This is a genomic window from Streptomyces sp. NPDC096205 (assembly GCF_044763135.1).
In the GTDB taxonomy this organism is placed as follows: domain Bacteria; phylum Actinomycetota; class Actinomycetes; order Streptomycetales; family Streptomycetaceae; genus Streptomyces.
Genome location: NZ_JBIWFS010000001.1, coordinates 286,175 through 304,104, shown reverse-complemented (window position 1 = coordinate 304,104; position 17,930 = coordinate 286,175). Strand labels below are relative to the sequence as shown.

The window sequence follows — 17,930 nt, the reverse complement described above, 5'->3', positions numbered from 1 at the left end:
AAGACATCGTCAAGGGTCCGACAGGTCCGCACCAAGATCTCGACGGCACACCCTAACGGAACGTCCGAAATGGGAAGCCCCCTGCCACCTGCCCGGCGGCACGGTGGCGAGCACGGCAGGACACGGCGCGCTGGAAGAGTCGCGTCATCGCCTTCCGCTCGTCAGGCGCGTCGTCCCGCCCGCTTCGGCGTCCATGCATTCTTGCGCGCAGGTCTGCCGCCCAGGATGAACGGCGCAGGTGAAGGTGGTCGGACGATTTTGTGGCCCCGTCTACGACCGTGCTGGCAGGCCGCCTGGCGGTCAGCCCTTGCCCGTAGCGACGCGCGCCCTCGCGGCGTTGGAGCCGGCATTGACGCGGGCGAGGTGGGCCCGCTCCTGGATGGTTGCCCCGAACTGCCCCCATCCGTAGAAGGCGGCCACGAGGGTGGCCAGCGTTGCCGCTGCCGACGAGGCAGCCGCCAAGGCCCGGGCCATGCCCGCCCGGAGATGGGCAAGGATCTTCACGCTGGTGTGATCGGCGATGTCCGCACAGCGGCTCGCCCACATCTCCAACCCCTGCGCTGCTCGTGCCAGGAAAGCCGCGACGCATGCGAAGAACCAGACGGCGAACATGAATCCTGCGATGAACCTGGTCGCGAGGCTCGGCGCGGGTTCGGTGTCGAAGAGCGGCCACCCACGGATCATGTACACGAGACCGGAGCCGGACATCATGCCCATCACGACGGCTGCAAACATCGCCCAGGAGACGTCCTTGTAGCGGTGCGCTGGGAGAGCGGATCCTCACCTTTCGATGTGTTCGGTCCGCGCGACGAGGAGGCCGGCGAGTACTGCCCAGGGCAGGCTGCCAGGTCCGGACAGCGTCCAGCCGAGGGCGACGAACAGACCCGCTGTCGCCAGGCCGGCTGTCAGTGCTCGTGTATCACGGAGAAACGCCCACTCGCGGCGGCCGGCGCCTGGAGCTTTGAGTTCGTGCACTGCCGTACGGATGACCAGAAGCGCGAGCACGATGCTGACGGCGAGGACTGCGGGGCCCATGTCCTGCATGGTCATCGGGTGGTGTCGGTGCTCGGCAGGATGTCCACCTGATAGATGTCCGGGATGCCGTCGGCGTTGTCATCGCGGTCCTCCTCCGCACACAGGCGCCGATAGAGGCGGTTGCGCCGGCGCAGGAAGAGGGCGGCGAGGGCTGCCGCGGTCAGCGAACCCACCAGCACGGCGGCCTTGACGTGTTCTGTCTGTGCGTGGTCGGTGAAGGAGAGTTCGCCCAGCAGCAGGGCGACGGTGAAGCCGATACCGGCGAGGACTGCCAGGCCGAACACGTCGGCCCAGGCGAGTTCGGCATTCAACCTCGCGCGTGTGAACCGGGCTGCCAGGTAGGTGCCGCAGAAGACTCCGAGGATCTTGCCGGCGACCAGGCCGATGAACACAGCCAGAGGTTCCGGGTCCGTGAAGACGTGCTCCAGGGCTGTGCCGGACACGCTCACCCCGGCGGCGAAGAGCGCGAAGAGAGGGACGGCGACGCCTGCGGAGAACGGGTGCACCCGGTGTGAGACGCGCGCCGCGGGGGAGTCTTCTTCTCCTTCATCGGGAGTCGTACGCAGGATGAGGCCCATCGCGACTCCGGCGACCGTGGCATGCACGCCCCCGTTGTACATCAGCGCCCAGATCGCGACGCCGAGCGGCACGTACCACCACCAGCCCCGTACCCGAAGGCGCTGGAGCAGGTAGAAGACGGCGAGTCCGGCGAACGCCCCTGCCAGAGCCCACGGGTTGAGGTCGGAAGTGAAGAAGATCGCGATGATGAGGATCGCGCCGAGGTCGTCCACGACCGCGAGGGTGAGCAGGAACGCCCGCAGGGATGCCGGGAGATGGGTGTTGATGACGGCGAGCACGGCGAGCGCGAAGGCGATGTCCGTGGCCATCGGCACGGCCCAGCCGTCGAGACTGCCACCGCCGGTCGAGGCCACGAGCACGTAGAGGGCGGCGGGGACGGCCATGCCGCAGAGCGCGGCGATCGCCGGCAGCGCCGCCGTGGCCGGAGTGCGCAGCTCGCCGAGGACGAGTTCGCGCTTGAGTTCCATGCCGGCCACGAGGAAGAAGACGGCCAGGAGGCCGTCCGCGGTCCAGTGCTCCACCGACAGGTCCAGTCCCAGGGCGGGTATGCCGAAGTGGAAGTCGCGTATCTGCTCGTACGCCGTGTGCCAGGGGCTGTTCGCCCAGACCAGGGCCACGAGCGCCGCGGCGAGGAGGACGAGGCCGCCGACGGTCTCGGTGCGCAGGGCCTCGGTGATCACCTTGCGCTCGGGCCAGGGGAGAAGGCCCAGGAAGACATTGCGTCGGCGGGGGGACGTCATGGTGGCGAGCCTCCGGGGCTGTCGGCGGAAACGGGCACACGGGCCCCTCGGACGCCGACCAGACTTCCCGGCACACCAGCGTCACTTTGACGCGTTCTTTACACCCTATCGGGTGGCCGGGGGGCCTGCCAGGGCGCCTCTCACGTGCTGGGATAGGGGGAGAGGATCTGCCTCCACAAAGGCGCGAGGTGGAGACAGGCCCTCTCGGGAGCCGGCCGCCGGGGGACGGTCAGACGGTTGTCTTCACCGGCTCCTTGTCGGTGTCGGGCCTCGGTGTCGAGTCCGGCGTCACGGCTTGACGAAGTCCAGGAAGGAATGTCTACGACACCGCATCCCCGCCGCAGCTCGATCATGCGTGACGCTGATCGATCAGGCTGAGGCGGCTACGCACGCGGACGTGCGCCTCTAGGGCGCGATCCTGCGCATCGCTCTGGACGACCTAGCCAGGATTCTCGACGACTGCTTCCTCCACACGCACGGAATCACCGGCCAGGTCATCACCGCGTACGCGGCGGAACCATGGCCACGGCATCAGTCGAGATCGCGGATAGATGGGTACCTGCCGGCCGCTTCTCGTCCGCCGGCATGGCTACAGCTCGCTGCGGGGTCTGCCCCGAGGGCCGGCCCCCTCGTACACGCCGAGCGCTCGCGCCAATCCCAGCCGACGCAGAGTGCCGAGGGGCTGGCGTCGCACATGTGTGACGCTCACCGACGTACCGCCGGCCCGCGCCGCGCGCCACGCCATGAAGAACGCCGTGCCGCCGGCGGTGTTCAGACGTGTCACGTTCCGCAGGTCGACTTCGAGGACCGCCGGTCCTGGTCGCGCCGCTTCCACCAGCCGCCTGCCGATGCGCTCGGCGTTGGCGGCCGTGATCTCACCGGACAACCGGACCACGACATGGTCCGTGGCAGACGCAGGTGCGTGGTGCCTGAACGGGTTCCACCGGCGGATGCTCGGCTTCCACCAGTCGTGCCCACGGGGCCTTCCGGAACGAGGCGAGTCGTGCATCAGGGACTCCAGGGCACAGGGCGGCAGTTTGCCGACCAGTCTTCCCGGCGCACCTACGTACCAGCCTAGGTCGCCTTGGGCTCTGACGCCGCGGCCTGCTGAGCCGAACGTGGCTGTCACGAAGCTTGTATTGCCGGACTGCGGCAACCTTCGAGCCCTCGTGGTGCCCGTCAGCGATCTGTCAAAGACGCGTCAAGAGCCGATAAGGTTCCCCCTGGTGTGCCGGGAAGCCTGGTCGGCGATGTGAGGACAACTCTCTCTTCCGATCGGGGCCCGTCATGGTGCTTGTGGTGGTGTTCGGCGTCGCGCTGCTGGTGGCAGTGCTCCTGTCCGGCCTGGCGGCACGCACCGTCTTGTCGACGTCCTTTCTCTTCCTGGTCGGCGGCGCGCTCGTCAGCGACGGCTTCCTCGGCCTGATCCACATCACACCGGACAGCGAGATCGTGTCCGTCACCGCCGACCTGGCCCTGTTCGCGGTGCTGTTCACCGACGGCATGCACGTGTCCTTGCCGAAGCTGCGCGCCAACTGGCGGAACCCGGCACGCGCGCTGGGCCTAGGTATGCCGCTCGCGTTCGTCTTCATGGCACTCATCACCCACTACCTGGTGGGGTTGGACTGGACGACGTCCTTCCTGGTCGGAGCGGTGCTCGCGCCGACCGACCCGGTGTTCGCGTCGGCGATCGTGGGGCGAGCAGAAGTGCCGGCGAAGCTGCGGCAGTTGCTGAACGTGGAGAGCGGCGTCAACGACGGTCTGGCGCTGCCCGTCGTGCTGATGCTGATCGCCGCTGCCGGCCCGACCGCGGACAGCGCGGAGGCCTCGGCGGGCCTTATCGCAGTGGAACTGCTGCTCGGATTGGTCTTCGGTGTCGTCCTTCCCCTGCTGGTGAACGGCCTCGTACGGTTCCGGCTGCTGGGTGCGGAGCCGAAGCTGCAGCCGCTGCTGCCGCTGGCCACCGGGATCATCCTGTACGCCGCCTGCCACCTGACGCACGCCAACCCCTACCTGGCCGCGTTCTCGGCCGGTGCGGTACTGGCTCATGTATCGAGGGAGGCGAAGGAGTCGTTCGAGCCGCTGGGGGAGGCGCTGGCGGAGCTGGCGAAGTTCGCGGCACTGCTGGTGTTCGGGGCCCTGCTGACCCCGGAGCTCTTCGGGGACCTTTCCTTCGGTGGCTATGTGGCGGTGGTCCTGGCGATCGTCCTGATCCGTCCGGCCTCGCTGCTCATCTCGCTGCTCGGTACGACCATCTCCCGCAAGGAGAAGCTGGTGGCCGCCTGGTTCGGGCCGAAGGGCTTCGCCTCTGTCGTCTACGGCCTGCTCGTCCTGCAGTCCGGTATTCCGCAGGCTGAGGAGGCGTTCACGCTCGTCGCGGTCTGCATCGCCTTCTCGATCATCGCCCACAGCTCGACGGACGTACCGATCGCGCGGGCTTTCGACGTCGACGAACTGGCCGGTATCCCGGACGGCAGGTCGTCGCAGTCCGAGCCCCTTGCGGTGACGACCAAGCAATCGTGAACGCCACGCGGAGGTGAGGCGGTCCCAGCAGCCGCGGCCGTCTCCCCTGCGGCACCGATCGATCGTCGGTGTCCTATGACGCCAGAGCTGTACTGGTAGAGAACATCCGACTGTCGGGAGGTGGAATGCGGTACGCGTTCGCGGGCGTGTTCACCGCGCTTTGTCTCGCTGTTGCGGTCAGTGGTGTCGTCGAGCTGCTCACCGGATGGATTCATCCTTGGGAGCGGACCAACGTCATGCGGCCTTTGCCTCACGGACTCGGCCAGGTACTGGCCGGCAGCGGTACGACCTGTTTCGCAGGGATCCTCAGCTTCACACCGACAGGGGAAGCGCTGAAGGGTCTCCTCGCGGCCGCAGCTTGTCTGCTCCTGGCGGGAAGTGTCCTGCTGGGTGTCTCCAGATTCCCGGACCGTTAGACGTCTTCAGGCCTCAGGCGGTCATACGTCGTCGTCGGGCCAGCCGAGCAGGCGCGCCCCGATGACCGCTGTCTGCAGGGTGTACCGGTGGACGGAGTCGGAGGGGTCGGCGCCGGTCAGCTTGTGGATGCGCTCCAGTCGGTACGTGAAGGCCCGCACACTCAGGTTGAGGCGCCGTGCCGCCTCGGCGGCGACGCAGCCCGAGTCGAAATACGCCGTCAGCGTCTCGACCAGGGGACGGGCACCGCCGCGCGCGTCCTTGAGCGGGCCCAGAGTATTGCGCACGAGGTCCGCCATGGCCTGCCGGTCGCGGGTCAGGACGGGATAGACGAGGAGATCGGCCGCGCGCAGCACAGGCTCGGTGAGATCGAGGCGCTCGGCGAGGTCGAGTGCGTTGAGGGCCTCTTCGTAGGAGTGGACGACTCCGCCGGCACCCGGGTGAGGGCGCCCGATGGCGACCTGGGCGCCGTCGGTCGCTGCGTACGCCTGCTTGGCGAAGAACGACAGCACGTCGTCCTGGTCGCCGGGCGCGACGCAGACAAGCCGGCCGTCCTTGGTGGTGAGCAGGATGCGGCGCTCGCCGAACCGGGCGACCACGGCGTTCTCGACCTGCCGGGCGGCTGAGTCGGCGTCCTCGACCGGCTTGCCGCCCCGGGCCACGGCTACGGCGTGCGCGCGGGAGAGAAGCAGTCCGAACCGCTCTGCCCGCTCGGCGAGGCGGCCCAGGTCGCTGCGGCCGTAGAGAAGGTCGTCGATGAACTCCCGGCGTACCGCTTCCTCATGGCGTACGGCGAGCAGTTGCGCGCGCTCGTACCCTTCGGCGAAGGCGTCGATCGCCTGCTCGACAGCGGCGAGGACATGACTGCCGGAGGCAGGCGACAGTGTGGGCCAGGTGTCCCGGGCCACGGATATGTGCCGGCGTACCAGAGCCCGCAGGCCGAACCCCGCCTCCGCGGCGAGCTCACCGCGGGCCCGCAGCGCGTCCAACTCCTCCCGGCTGAGTCGGCGGCCCGTCGCGCATACCTCGGCCAGTATCTGGGCGTACCCCTCCAGATACCGATCGGGTACGTCCCGCCCCGTCACCCGTTCCTCCGGTCTTGATGCGACGCATACGCCTTCTTGACGCACGCCGGACAAGAGTGGCAGATCGCGACGTGGCTGAGGGAGCCGGGCCAGCTCGTCAGTCCGTTCCCACTCCGCCCAGCCAGTGAGGGGTGGCCGTTCCGGCCCGGCCCTCATGGGCCCGTGGTGCCCGGGTTGCTGTGCAGGTGCGCGCCCAGAAGTTCGGCCAGCCCCTGGCGGGTCGCGGCGAGGACCACACGGTCCTGGGGGTGGAGAACGTAGCCGGGGTGAAGGTCCCACAGGAGGCCGCTGGAGTGTTCCGGGCCCTCGTGCGACGGCGTCATCGCGAGGTCGGGAAGGCGCTCGCCGGGTGCGGTGGAGTCGACGGCCAGGACACGCCAGGCGCCGGGGCGGAACACCTCGGCGACTGTGCGGCCCTCCAGCTGCGGGTGGCCGGCGACGTCCAGGGCGGCGAACACGAGGACGCGTCGTTCGACCGGGATGGCTCCGAGGACACGGCGGCCCATCATGGCACCGGCGAAGGCGGGGGCGGCGAGGGTGGACACGCTGCGGCTGCGGGTGAGGGCGTTGGGGTGCGCGGCGCGCAGGGTGCGGTACACGGCGGTGGCGAAGTCGTCGTCGTACAGGCGTAGGGACACGCGAAGGTCGGGTGCTACTGAGCGGGCGTACAGGGCGGCTTCGAGGTTGGTGGTTTCGCTGCTGGTCACGGCGAGCAGCGCGTGGGCGCGGTGGATCCGTGCCGCTTCCAGCACGCCTTCCTGCGTGACGTCGCCGACGACGGTCGGGACGTGCAGCCGGCGCACCAGGGGGATGCCCCGTGCCTCGGGGTCCTCCTCCACGCACACCACGGGGACGCCGAGTTCGTGCAGCCGGGCCAGGACGCGGGTGCCGACCTTGCCGAGGCCGAGCAGGACGATGTGGCCGGACAGGCCGCGTGGCGGACGGCGTAGCGCGGAGGCGTTGCGGAAGGTGACGAGTCCCTCCAGTACGGCGGCGAGCAGCACCGGCAGGACGAGCAGTCCGGTCAGGCCGGACAGCAGTTGGAGGACCTGGCGGGGGACGGGGTCGCCGGTGGCGGGATCACCGATCGCGAAGATGTCGAGGAGCGTCAGGTAGGCGGCGTGCAGAGGATGATCGCCGGTGGTCAGCCAGGACGCCACCGCCAGCCCCAGGACGCTCATCACGAGGCCGCCCAGCGACCAGCGCAGACGGCGTGAGAAGAGCGCGCCGATCGGCAGGCCGCGCCCCGCGAGGCGCCGTGGTGGGCGGTCGGGGCCGGCGTGCATGACGGTCTCCAGTACGACCGTGCCGCGCCCGGAGGCCGCGGCGACCGTGTCATCGTCGGGCAGCAGCACGGGACCGTCGTGGCCGCTGGCGTCCGAACCCTCCGTCCCCGCCGGGTCGTTGGCGGTGGCGGAGAGCAGGGCCAGTGTGCACAGACCGGTGTCGGCCGCCTCGCCTGCCTGCGGCGGGGTGCGTTCCGCGGCCCGCAGCAGCAACCCGTCGGCCTGGACGATCTTGCTCGAGCCGGCCACGGCGGTGGCCACCAGGGCGGGGGCCGCGGTGTCCGCGTCGGACAGCACGGTGGTCGAGGTGTCGAGGGTGGCCGGGTCGAGGCCGGGTGAGGCGACGGCAGCGGCCTGGTCGAGCAGGTCGGCAAGGTGCTGGCCCAGTTTGCGGTCGTAGAGCCGGATGACCAGTCGCAGACGGGGGTTGAGGCGGCGAGCGGCGAGCGCGGCGCGGATGTTGGTCTCGTCGTCCTCGTGGACGAGCGCGAGGGCGTCGGCCTGCGCGACACCGGCCTCGGTGAGCGACCGCTCGTCGAGAACGGGCGCCTGGAGGACTCGCACTTCAGGGTCCGTGCTCGACGCCCGGATCACCGCTGCCTGCAGTCGGGCGAGCAGGGCAGCGGCGCCCGCCCAGCGCTCCGCACCGGGACCCGTGGTACCGGTGCCGGGCAGCGACGGAACGACGACGGTGACCCGCACGCGGTAGAGCTCCCGCAGTTCGGCGGCCAAGCGCTCGGCCAGGGCGTCGTCACCGGCCACGACCATGTGGCTCGGCAGCGCACGGTGCCGCGCCTGGTCGGGAAGCGAGGGCAGGCGTCTCATCGGCCGTCCACCTCGCGCTTGCCGTCATGTGCGTCTGAGCCGACGAGTGCGCTCACCGCTGTTCCTTCCCCCCGGGATACCGGCATCGGTCGGACAGCGGCGGAAGGCCTGTGATCCGCCGCGACCAGAACCGATCATGGCGCAGATCCTCGAGCAGGGCCGCCGACTTGGCTCCCGGGCCCGTGCTTTCGCTCCGCACCGCGGGTCCGTGCTGCCGTCTGGGTCTCTGTCCGGCATTAAGACGGCGTAAAGATTGCCGGAACACGGCAATGCGGGCCGCGACGTGCTCCGTTCAAGATGGAGGCGGCAGAAACACGGGGAGGGGTCCCGGCGCTGCGGCCCGGCAAGGGTGCGCGGGCGCCGGGACCAGGACACACGCTCGGGGGTGAGGACATGGCGCACACGGATGCTGCCGCCTCACAGTGCCCCGCCGTCATCTTCACTCGGGCCCCAGTGGTCGTTCGCCCCGACGCGGCGAGCTGCACTCCGTACGATCCCGGCAGTCGGCGCCCTCGCGGCTGACCTGCCGCTGTCGCGCGTCACTGCTGACGCATCCGCCCGCAGCCGAGCGGGACCCGCCTCCTGTTCGAGGCGCCCATTCTTCGCAGACATCGAGGACTTCCTATGGATCTCAGCACCCTGGGCATCGGCGTGCTCGCGTGCCTTCTCGTCATAGCCGCCGTGCTGTTCGCCGTCGCGCGGCTGTTCCGCAAAGTGGAGCAGGGCAAGGCGCTGATTGTGTCCAAGATGCGCAAGGTCGACGTGACGTTCACGGGGCAGGTCGTGCTTCCGGTGCTGCACAAGGCCGAGGTGATGGACATCTCGGTGAAGACCATCGAGATCACCCGGGCCGGCAAGGAAGGCCTGATCTGCAGAGACAACATCCGCGCGGACATCCGCATCTCGTTCTTCGTCAAGGTCAACAAGACTGTCGAGGACGTCATCAAGGTCGCCCAGGCCGTGGGCACCCAGCGGGCGAGCGACCAGCGGACGCTGCAGGAGCTGTTCCACGCGAAGTTTTCCGAGGCACTGAAGACCGTTGGCAAGCAGCTGGACTTCACCGACCTGTACACCAAGCGCGAGGAACTGCGGTACCGCATCATCGAGGTCATCGGCGTCGACCTCAACGGCTATCACCTGGAGGACGCGGCGATCGACTTCCTGGAGCAGACGCCGATGACCCAGCTCGACCCGGCCAACGTCCTCGACGCCCAGGGCATCCGCAAGATCACCGAACTGACCGCCGTGGAGCACGTGCGAACCAACGAGGCGCAGCGCACCGAGGAGAAGGAGATCACCCGGCAGAACGTCGACGCCCGTGAGGCGATCCTGGAGCTGGAGCGCCGACAGGCCGACGCGGAGATCAAGCAGCGCCGGGAGATCGAGACGGTACGGGCGCGCGAAGAGGCCGAGACCGCGCGGGTGGTGGAGGAGGAGCGGCTGCGGGCGCAGTCGGCCTTCCTCAAGACCGAGGAACAGCTCGGCGTCCAGCGAGAGAACCAGGCCCGCGAGGTGGCGGTCGCGCAGAAAAACCGGGAACGGGTCATCGCCATCGAGAACGAGCGCATCGAGAAGGACCGGCTCCTCGAAGTGATCGCCCGGGAGCGGGAGACCGAGCTGACACGGATCTCCGCCTCCAAGGAGGTCGAGGCGGAGAAGCGGGAGATCGCGGAGGTCGTCCGCGAGCGGGTCGCCGTCGACCGCACGGTCGCCGAGCAGGAGGAGTCCATCAAGAAGCTCCGCGCCGTGGAGGAGGCGGAGCGGCAGCGCCAGGCCGTGATCATCGCCGCGGAGGCCGAGGCCCAGGAGCGGCTCGTCAAGGACATCAAGGCCGCCGAAGCCGCCGAGCAGGCCGCCGTGCACCATGCCGCCGAGGAACTCACCCTCGCCGAAGCCCGGTTGAAGAGCGCCGACCTCGACGCGCAGGCCAAGCTGCGCCTCGCCGAGGGCATCCAGGCCGAGGCCGCCGCCGAGGGGCTGGCCGCCGTCCAGGTGCGCGACAAGGAGGCCGAGGCGATCGAGAAGGTCGGCCGCGCGGAGGCCGAGGCGACCCAGGCGCGCATGCTGGCGGAGGCCGAGGGCGCCAGGGCCAAGGCACTCGCGGAGGCGGTTTCCATCGGCGAGAAGCTGAAGGCCGAGGCCGCCGGTCTCACCGAGAAGGCCGCCGCGATGGCCGCGCTGGACGAGGCATCTCGCGGCCACGAGGAGTACCGGCTGCGACTGGAGGCGGAGAAGGACATCCGCCTCGCGGGGCTGGACGTGCAGCGGCAGGTCGCCGAGGCGCAGGCCACTGTGCTCGCCACCGGGCTGGAGAACGCCGACATCAACATCGTCGGCGGGGAGTCGGTCTTCTTCGACCGGCTGGTCGGCGCGATCGCGCTCGGCAAGGGGGTCGACGGATTCATGCAGCACTCCGAGACCGCGCAGGCGCTCGCGAAGCCCTGGATGGACGGGACGTCGAGCTTCACCGGCGACCTGAGCCGGATGCTCGGCTCGGTCTCCACGTCCGATGTGCAGAACCTGACCGTGTCCGCGCTGCTGATGAAGCTCATGAACGGTGGCGGCGGCAACGCCGGACAGGTGCAGCAACTGCTGGACAGGGCGGGAGAGCTGGGCCTCGCCGACACCCCGCCGGCCGCGATGAACGGCAGCGCCAAAGTTTGAACGACCCGGCCCAGGAACCTGATCGACCTGGGCCGAGGCATCACTGGCCCTCGGCCCGGAGCTGCCGCACGAGGGGACGGCAGCTCCGGACCGAGTTTCTCCTGACTTCTCGAGAGGGACCCCATGACCACCGGCCTGGACGACGGGACGTACGACGCGCTGGACACCGGCACCTACGAGGTGTTGCGCGACCGCCTTGCCGCCCAGGCGGCCGAACTCGCCCGCCGGGCCGAGGCGTTGAACGCCCGCCGCATCGAGGAGTTCGGGTCCCTGCGGCTGGAGCTGGCCGGCACCGAGCGGCTGCGCACCGAGTCGGCCTGCGTGCCGCGTGACATCGTGGCCGTCGGCGATGTCCTGCTCTTCGGTTACAACACCGTTCCCGGCCGCGGGCCGCGGACCACCGTGCGAGACGTGTTCGCCCTGCACGACCGGACCCTGAACCGCCAGCCCGACGACACCGTGCCCGGCCTGCTCGACGACCCCGCCTTCATCCGGGAGTTCACCGCCCTCCACCGCTACTTCCACCACGCCCGGCTGCTCCAGCTGCGCCGCGTCGAGAACAAGCTGCTTGCCGTTTTCCAGACGGGCGAGACGGTGGGCGACATCCGGGTCCTGCGCTGGGAACTCGGCGACGACGGCAAGGCGTCCTTCCTGGACGCGCGCGGGGACCGCGACCATGTCCTGCCGCCTGCCCACGACTTCGAGTGGACGGTGACGACGCGCGATGACCACGTGCTGGGCCGTCACCCGCATGTCTCGATCGGCGGCGAGATCTTCGTCGACACGGTGGGCGGGACGCTGACCGTCAAGGCCGAGGACGACACCGAGACGGGGGAGGGCATCCATGCCGAGCCGGTCGACGAGCCGCTGCAGTCGCTCGCCGACGCGCACATCGTCTACGCACGCGTGGGCGCCCTGATCCTCCTGGACATCCTCCCCTACAAGGAGGATGTCCACCGTTACCTGGTGTTCAGCACCCTCACCAAGACGGTCGTACGCCTCGACAGCATCGGGCAGGCATGCCGCCGGCTGCCCGAGGACCAGGGCATCGTCTTCCCCGGCGGCTACTGCCTGGCCGACGGCACGCACCGCACGTTCGACGGCGTCGACACCGCCGGCCTGGAGTTCGAGCGGACGATCCGCTCACCGAACGGCGAGGACGTCCTCCACGCCTTCCACGCGCGCGCGGAAGGCCGCAGCCTGCTGCTGCCGTACAACATGATCCGCAAAGAGGTCGCCACGCCCTTGACCTGCCACGGCTGGGCCCTGTTCGACGACGGCGCCCTGCTCGCCCTGCGCGCGGACGGCGACGAGCCGCAGCGCGTGCACCCCGTCCAGGTGTGGAACTCCCCGTATGTCTCCGACACGCACGCCGCCGCCCAGCCGCTGGGCACCGGACCGCTCGCCCGCGTGGGCAACGCAGACCTCGTCCGCGGCATCTCCGACTGCTTCTCCCTCACCCGCGCGGTCGCCGAGACCACGCCGACCAGGGAGGTCTACGAGGCACTGGTGGCGGCGTGCGTCCGGGCCGCCGACTCCCACCACTGGCTGGCCGACCCGGAACTCGGCGGTCTGCACGAGCCGCTGGTCCAGGTCCGCGCCACCGCCGAGCAGGTGCTGTCCGAGTTCGAGACCGTCCAAGCGCTCACCCGGCAGGCAGCCCAAGCCCTCGCCGAAGCCGCGGCGCGCGTGGCCGGCGTCGTACGGCGCCTGCGCGGCGAGGTTCCGCGCAGCGCCGCCGCATGGGTCTCCGGCCTCACCGAACTCCGGCATGCCCAGGGGCACTTGCTCACCTTGAGGGACATGCGGTACGCCGACACCGCCCGGATCGACGAGCTGGCCGCCGACGTCGAGGCCGACCTCGCTACCTTCGGACAGCGTGCCGTCACCCACCTCGCCCATGAGGACGCCTTCGCCGGCCACCAGGCCGACATCGAGCAGCTCGTCGCCGACGCCGAGTCGATCAGCACCGTCGCCGAGGCCGCGCCCGTCGCGGCCCGCCTCGACGAACACGCCGACAGCCTGCGCACGGTGACCGAGGTCGTCTCCGGCCTCGACATCGGCGACGCCACCGTCCGCACCTCCATCCTGGAGCGGATCGCAGAGGTCCTCGGCGGCGTCAACCGCGCTCGCGCCACACTCGACACACGTCGCCGCGCACTCCTCGACCGTGAGGGCCGTGCTGAGTTCGCCGCCGAGTTCGCGCTGCTCGGCCAAGCGGTCACCGGCGCACTCGCGGCGGCCGACACGCCGGAGGCCTGCGACGAGCAACTCGCCCGCCTGCTCGTGCAGGTGGAGACCCTGGAGTCGCGGTTCGCCGAGTTCGACGACTTCCTCGCCGAGCTGGCGGACAAGCGTGACGAGGTCCACGAGGCGTTCTCCGCCCGCAAGCAGACCCTCGCCGACGCCCGCGCCCGCCGCGCCGAGCGACTGGCCGACTCGGCGGACCGGGTCCTTCGGACCGTCGCCCGCCGGGCCGCCGCGCTCGCCGACGCGGACGCCGTCGCCACGCACTTCACCTCCGACCCCATGCCCGCCAAGGTTCGCCGCGTCATCGACGAGCTGCGCGAACTGGGCGACCAGGTCAGGGCCGAGGAACTGGACGGCCGTCTGAAGGCCGCCCGCCAGCAGGCCCTGCGGGCCGTGCGCGACCGTTCCGGCCTGTACGCCGACGAGGGTCGCACACTCCGTCTGGGCGCCCACCGTTTCGCCGTCAACACCCAGCCGCTGGATCTCACCCTCGTCCCGCACGGCGAGGGCTTGGTCTTCGCTCTGACCGGCACCGACTACCGTGCCCCGGTCACCGACCCCGACTTCGCGGCGACCCGTCCGTACTGGGACCGCCCGCTGTCCTCCGAGTCACCCGAGGTCTACCGCGCCGAACACCTCGCCGCCCGCCTCCTCGACGAGCACGGCCCGGCCGCCCTCGCCGCGGCCGATGACCTGCCCGCCCTGGTCCGGCAGGCGGCGCAGGCAGCGTACGACGAGGGCTACGAGCGCGGCGTCCACGACCACGACGCCGCCCTGATCCTCGCCGCACTCCTGCGCCTCCACGACGACGCCGGCCTCCTCCACCACGAACCCGCGGCTCGCGCCGCCGCCCAGGTCTTCTGGGCGCACCGCACGACGGCCGGGCAGCGCGACGCATGGACCCGCCGGGCCCGGTCGCTCGCCCGCGCCCGGGAGACGTTCGGACTCACCACCGCGATCAACGACCTGCAGGCCGAACTCGCCGAGGCGATCGGCACGCCGGCTGCCGCCGCGTACCTCTTCGACGAACTGACCACCGGCCCCGAGGGCTTCGTCCTCAGCACCGGCACCCGCACGCTGCTCGACAAGTTCCGTCGTACGGTGGGTACTTTGGCCTACGAAGACGACCTCGCCGCACTCGACGACCTGACCGCTCGCAGGCAACTCGTCGAGGCATGGCTGACGTCGTACGCCACGTCCACCGGCACCGAACTCGCGCCCGGCGACCTGGCCGAGGCGGTCGTCGCCGAGCTCTGCCCGGAGCTGGCCCGGTACGAGTCCGACGCGCCGGTGGCCGAGACCGTCGACGGGCTGCTCGGGACGCACCCACGCATCAGCGGCCGCACGCTCACCGTCCGGGTCGACGAACTCCTCGCCCGCACCAAGGACTTCCGCACCCACGAGGTCCCGGCCCATCGGGCCTACCAGCGCCGCCGTGGCACCCTGCTGACGGCTGAGCGGACCCGGCTGCGCCTGGACGAGTTCCGTCCGCGCCTGATGTCCGCCTTCGTGCGCAGCCGGCTCATCGACGAGGTGTACCTCCCCCTGATCGGCGACAACCTGGCCAAGCAGCTCGGCACCACCGGAGACGGCAAGCGCACCGACACCGGCGGGCTGCTCCTGCTCGTCTCCCCGCCCGGCTACGGCAAGACGACCCTGATGGAGTACGTCGCCGACCGCCTGGGCCTGATGCTGGTGAAGGTCAACGGCCCGGCGCTCGGCCACGGCGTGACCTCCCTGGACCCGGCGGAGGCCCCGAACGCGACCGCCCGGCAGGAGGTCGAAAAGATCAACTTCGCTCTGGAGGCGGGCAACAACACCCTGCTCCACCTCGACGACATCCAGCACACCTCACCCGAGCTGCTCCAGAGATTCATCCCGCTGTGCGACGCCACGCGCCGCATCGAGGGCGTCCGGGACGGACAGCCACGCACCTACGACCTGCGGGGCAAGCGCTTCGCCGTCTGCATGGCGGGCAACCCGTACACCGAGTCCGGCAGCCGCTTCCAGGTACCCGACATGCTCGCCAACCGTGCCGATGTATGGAACCTCGGCGACGTCCTGACCGGCAAGGAGGACGCCTTCGCCCTCAGCTTCGTGGAGAACGCCCTCACCTCCAACTCCCACCTCGCCCCGCTCGCCGACCGCGACCGCAGCGATCTGGAGCTGCTGCTCCGACTGGCCGCAGGCGACTCCACCGCCCGCGCCGACCGGCTGACCCACCCGTACGCGCCCGCCGAGCTGGAACGCGTCCTCGCCGTGCTGCGCCACCTGCTGACGGCCCGCGAGACGGTGCTGGCGGTCAACGCGGCGTACATCGCGTCGGCCGCCCAGTCCGACACCACCCGCACAGAGCCGCCCTTCCGGCTCCAGGGCTCGTACCGCAACATGAACAAGATCGCCCAGCGCATCCAGCCCGTCTTGAACGACAGCGAGCTGAGCGCCCTGATCGACGACCACTACACGGCCGAGGCCCAGACCCTGACGACGGGCGCCGAGGCCAACCTGTTGAAACTGGCCGAACTGCGCGGCACCCTCACTGCTGAACAGGCCGACCGATGGGGGAAGTTGAAGTCGGCCTACGTCCGCACGCAGACCCTCGGTGGCCCGGACGACGACCCGCTACTCCGCGCGGTCGCCGCTCTCGACCTTCTCGCGGACCGTGTGGCCGCGGTAGAGGCAGCCATCACCCGCGTCACCGACCCCAGCATGCTTCTCGTCATGTCTCAGGGCCGGCACGCCGCGGGCCGTGGGGAGCCGGCATGATTCCCTTCCTGGTTCCGGTCGCTATCGCCGTGCTGATCGTGGCGGTCTACACGACCGTACTAGCCCGTCACTATGGGGATACGCATCGCAACGGCCGGGGTGGCCGACTTCCATCAGGTCCTGACTGATCACCCCCGTTACTGGGGCGAACGCGACCTTCGGTCGCTACACCTTCTTGCACTGGTGCAGGAGTTCGGTTCCACCTGCTTGGTCGCCCGAGCCGAAGACGGCATCCGTGGGTACATCTTCGGGTTCGTCACCCCAGACGGCACCGGGTACGTGCATCTGATCGCCACGCGGGACGACGCCCGTGGCACCGGTCTCGGGCGCCGTCTGTACACGGCGTTCGCCGAAGCAGCGGAACGTCACGGTGCACGGCAGTTGAAGGCGATCACGTCAAACGAGAACACCGGCTCAATCGCCTTCCACCGCAGCCTCGGCTTCAACACGAAGATCGTCGACGACTACAACGGCCCCGGCCAGGCTATGGCCGTCTTCCACCGAGATCTGCCGCTCACGTCTCGTAGCCCTGCCCAACCAGCCGTCACTGATGATCGCTCCCCAGGCCGTTACTGAGGTTCGCCGCACGATGTCGCTGGAGCGCCCGCCCTGACCTGCAGTGAAGGGCAACCGCGGCGCGACATCACGCGAAGATCATCAGTAGTTTCAGGGCATGTCCCGCCAGGGGATGCCGGTACGGACCCGGAACCGTATGCCGTCGATCAGCTGCCGCCGCGTCCACACCGGCGGCCGGCCGGGCTTCTTGCCCCTCGGCAACAGCGGCTCCGACTGGGCCCATTGCTCGTCCGTCAGATCTCCATGCGCCACGAAACAAGATCATCGCACCCAAGATCCACTTTCGACACACGCCCTAGATGTGGAGCAGCCGTTGGGTGATCTCCCGGTACTGCCTCAGTGCGACCTGGAGTTCCTCGGACTGCGTCCCTGGAAGGCGGTGCTTCGCCGTGGGGTCCGAGGTGCCATGCCTGGCACCGTGCTGCCAGTCAAAGTCCGGCAACGGTTGACGCGCGGCGCGATCCGGCCCGCAGTGTCTCGGAGAGCGTGTCCGTGCCGAGCGCCCCGATGATGCCGAGCGCAACCGCCGCGACGAGCAGCATGAGAAGCAGCACCGCACAGCACCACGTCGGCCTCCTGGCGTCAGCGGCGGGCCGGCCCTTGTCCGCCGTGCACCGTGTACGGCGGCCCTGATCTCCCGGCCGCTGGGGTCCACCACATCGCATGTGCGTCACTCGTGGAGATCGGCCGAGTGGAGCACACCCGCGCCCCCGTGCACGTGCCGGTGACGCAACGGCCCCGGCGTGTACACACCGGGGCCGCCCTTCCGGGTCGTTGCACGTGAGAGTGCACCGGCCCACTCACCAGGGTAGGCCCGGGACGACACTTCAGTCATGGGGGGACAGAGCCGTCATCGGGCCGACCGGAGCACTGAGGGTGGCCTGGGCCGTGTCAGTCACTGTCCTTCTCCTCGGTCTCCATGAGCTGGATTCCCTTGTGTGTCAGTGTGACCATCGCGGGTGTGTTTCCTCGCGCCCAGTCGACCTGGACCAGTCCCTCGGCCGCCAGGTACGTGCAGGCGGCGGCCAGGTCCTCCTCTGGCATGGCGAGGTCCTCGCGCAGCTGCGCCCCGGTGAGGCCGAGGAGGCGATTGCCTTCGATGGCCTCGTACAGGGTCTTCATGATCGCCTCGCGGTAGTGCTGCCGCTCGTGCAGTGTCGCCATGGCCGCCTGCCTCTCGTGCCGGA

The 17,930-nt window shown here is 69.8% G+C and carries 13 protein-coding genes; 4 read left to right on the top strand and 9 right to left on the bottom strand.

The window, feature by feature from the left end; genetic code table 11:
- Positions 1-300 precede the first annotated feature (300 nt).
- The 4 genes from ACIQ6Y_RS01390 to ACIQ6Y_RS01375 form a co-directional block, all read right to left on the bottom strand.
- Positions 301-735 carry a hypothetical protein gene (locus ACIQ6Y_RS01390; protein ID WP_404031203.1) on the bottom strand — a complete coding sequence of 145 codons (435 nt, stop codon included), beginning with the start codon at positions 733-735 and terminating at the stop codon, positions 301-303.
- 45 nt (positions 736-780) lie between these two features.
- A complete protein-coding gene (locus ACIQ6Y_RS01385) occupies positions 781-1,050 on the bottom strand; it encodes a hypothetical protein (protein WP_404031200.1) in 270 nt (89 codons plus the stop codon).
- Positions 1,047-2,354 carry a Na+/H+ antiporter NhaA gene (gene nhaA, locus ACIQ6Y_RS01380; protein WP_404031197.1) on the bottom strand — a complete coding sequence of 436 codons (1,308 nt, stop codon included), beginning with the start codon at positions 2,352-2,354 and terminating at the stop codon, positions 1,047-1,049. Before nhaA ends, ACIQ6Y_RS01385 begins: the two co-directional genes overlap by 4 nt.
- Before the next feature lie 589 nt (positions 2,355-2,943).
- On the bottom strand, positions 2,944-3,249 hold the full coding sequence (locus tag ACIQ6Y_RS01375; RefSeq protein ID WP_404031194.1) for an STAS domain-containing protein: 306 nt from the start codon (positions 3,247-3,249) through the stop codon (positions 2,944-2,946).
- 392 nt (positions 3,250-3,641) lie between these two features.
- Between ACIQ6Y_RS01375 and ACIQ6Y_RS01370 the strand changes: the two genes are divergently transcribed.
- Positions 3,642-4,877, top strand: a complete 1,236-nt coding sequence (locus ACIQ6Y_RS01370; protein ID WP_404031192.1) for a cation:proton antiporter — start codon at positions 3,642-3,644, stop codon at positions 4,875-4,877.
- A 437-nt stretch (positions 4,878-5,314) separates the two neighbouring features.
- On the opposite strand, the gene ACIQ6Y_RS01365 is transcribed toward ACIQ6Y_RS01370, so the two are convergent.
- Positions 5,315-6,376, bottom strand: a complete 1,062-nt coding sequence (locus ACIQ6Y_RS01365; protein WP_404031189.1) for a PucR family transcriptional regulator — start codon at positions 6,374-6,376, stop codon at positions 5,315-5,317.
- Between the two features lie 152 nt (positions 6,377-6,528).
- Positions 6,529-8,487, bottom strand: a complete 1,959-nt coding sequence (locus ACIQ6Y_RS01360; protein ID WP_404031186.1) for an NAD-binding protein — start codon at positions 8,485-8,487, stop codon at positions 6,529-6,531.
- A gap of 624 nt (positions 8,488-9,111) precedes the next feature.
- Between ACIQ6Y_RS01360 and ACIQ6Y_RS01355 the strand changes: the two genes are divergently transcribed.
- From ACIQ6Y_RS01355 to ACIQ6Y_RS01345, 3 genes are all read left to right on the top strand, one after another.
- Positions 9,112-11,151 carry a flotillin family protein gene (locus ACIQ6Y_RS01355; protein ID WP_404031184.1) on the top strand — a complete coding sequence of 680 codons (2,040 nt, stop codon included), beginning with the start codon at positions 9,112-9,114 and terminating at the stop codon, positions 11,149-11,151.
- A gap of 123 nt (positions 11,152-11,274) precedes the next feature.
- Positions 11,275-16,167 carry a DNA repair ATPase gene (locus ACIQ6Y_RS01350; RefSeq protein ID WP_404031182.1) on the top strand — a complete coding sequence of 1,631 codons (4,893 nt, stop codon included), beginning with the start codon at positions 11,275-11,277 and terminating at the stop codon, positions 16,165-16,167.
- Positions 16,168-16,239: 72 nt separating this feature from the next.
- A complete protein-coding gene (locus ACIQ6Y_RS01345) occupies positions 16,240-16,743 on the top strand; it encodes a GNAT family N-acetyltransferase (protein WP_404031180.1) in 504 nt (167 codons plus the stop codon).
- Positions 16,744-16,833: 90 nt separating this feature from the next.
- Here the strand turns inward: ACIQ6Y_RS01345 and ACIQ6Y_RS01340 are convergent, their stop codons facing one another.
- The 3 genes from ACIQ6Y_RS01340 to ACIQ6Y_RS01330 all read right to left on the bottom strand — a co-directional run bounded on the left by ACIQ6Y_RS01340 (position 16,834) and on the right by ACIQ6Y_RS01330 (position 17,907).
- A complete protein-coding gene (locus tag ACIQ6Y_RS01340) occupies positions 16,834-16,995 on the bottom strand; it encodes a transposase (RefSeq protein ID WP_404031177.1) in 162 nt (53 codons plus the stop codon).
- Between the two features lie 176 nt (positions 16,996-17,171).
- Positions 17,172-17,297: a hypothetical protein gene (locus ACIQ6Y_RS01335; RefSeq protein WP_404031174.1), complete on the bottom strand. Its 126-nt coding sequence runs from the start codon at positions 17,295-17,297 to the stop codon at positions 17,172-17,174.
- Between the two features lie 337 nt (positions 17,298-17,634).
- Positions 17,635-17,907, bottom strand: coding sequence for a hypothetical protein (locus ACIQ6Y_RS01330; RefSeq protein WP_404031172.1), 273 nt, complete (start codon positions 17,905-17,907; stop codon positions 17,635-17,637).
- Positions 17,908-17,930 lie beyond the last annotated feature (23 nt).

What these genes read in the sequence shown, in the direction of transcription:
- ACIQ6Y_RS01360 (WP_404031186.1), bottom strand. Translation starts at nt 8,487, where the DNA reads ATGAGACGCCTGCCCTCGCTTCCCGACCAGGCGCGGCACCGTGCGCTG.
- ACIQ6Y_RS01345 (WP_404031180.1), top strand. Translation starts at nt 16,240, where the DNA reads ATGGGGATACGCATCGCAACGGCCGGGGTGGCCGACTTCCATCAGGTC.
- ACIQ6Y_RS01355 (WP_404031184.1), top strand. Translation starts at nt 9,112, where the DNA reads ATGGATCTCAGCACCCTGGGCATCGGCGTGCTCGCGTGCCTTCTCGTC.
- ACIQ6Y_RS01385 (WP_404031200.1), bottom strand. Translation starts at nt 1,050, where the DNA reads ATGACCATGCAGGACATGGGCCCCGCAGTCCTCGCCGTCAGCATCGTG.
- nhaA (WP_404031197.1), bottom strand. Translation starts at nt 2,354, where the DNA reads ATGACGTCCCCCCGCCGACGCAATGTCTTCCTGGGCCTTCTCCCCTGG.
- ACIQ6Y_RS01390 (WP_404031203.1), bottom strand. Translation starts at nt 735, where the DNA reads ATGTTTGCAGCCGTCGTGATGGGCATGATGTCCGGCTCCGGTCTCGTG.
- ACIQ6Y_RS01350 (WP_404031182.1), top strand. Translation starts at nt 11,275, where the DNA reads ATGACCACCGGCCTGGACGACGGGACGTACGACGCGCTGGACACCGGC.
- ACIQ6Y_RS01370 (WP_404031192.1), top strand. Translation starts at nt 3,642, where the DNA reads ATGGTGCTTGTGGTGGTGTTCGGCGTCGCGCTGCTGGTGGCAGTGCTC.
- ACIQ6Y_RS01330 (WP_404031172.1), bottom strand. Translation starts at nt 17,907, where the DNA reads ATGGCGACACTGCACGAGCGGCAGCACTACCGCGAGGCGATCATGAAG.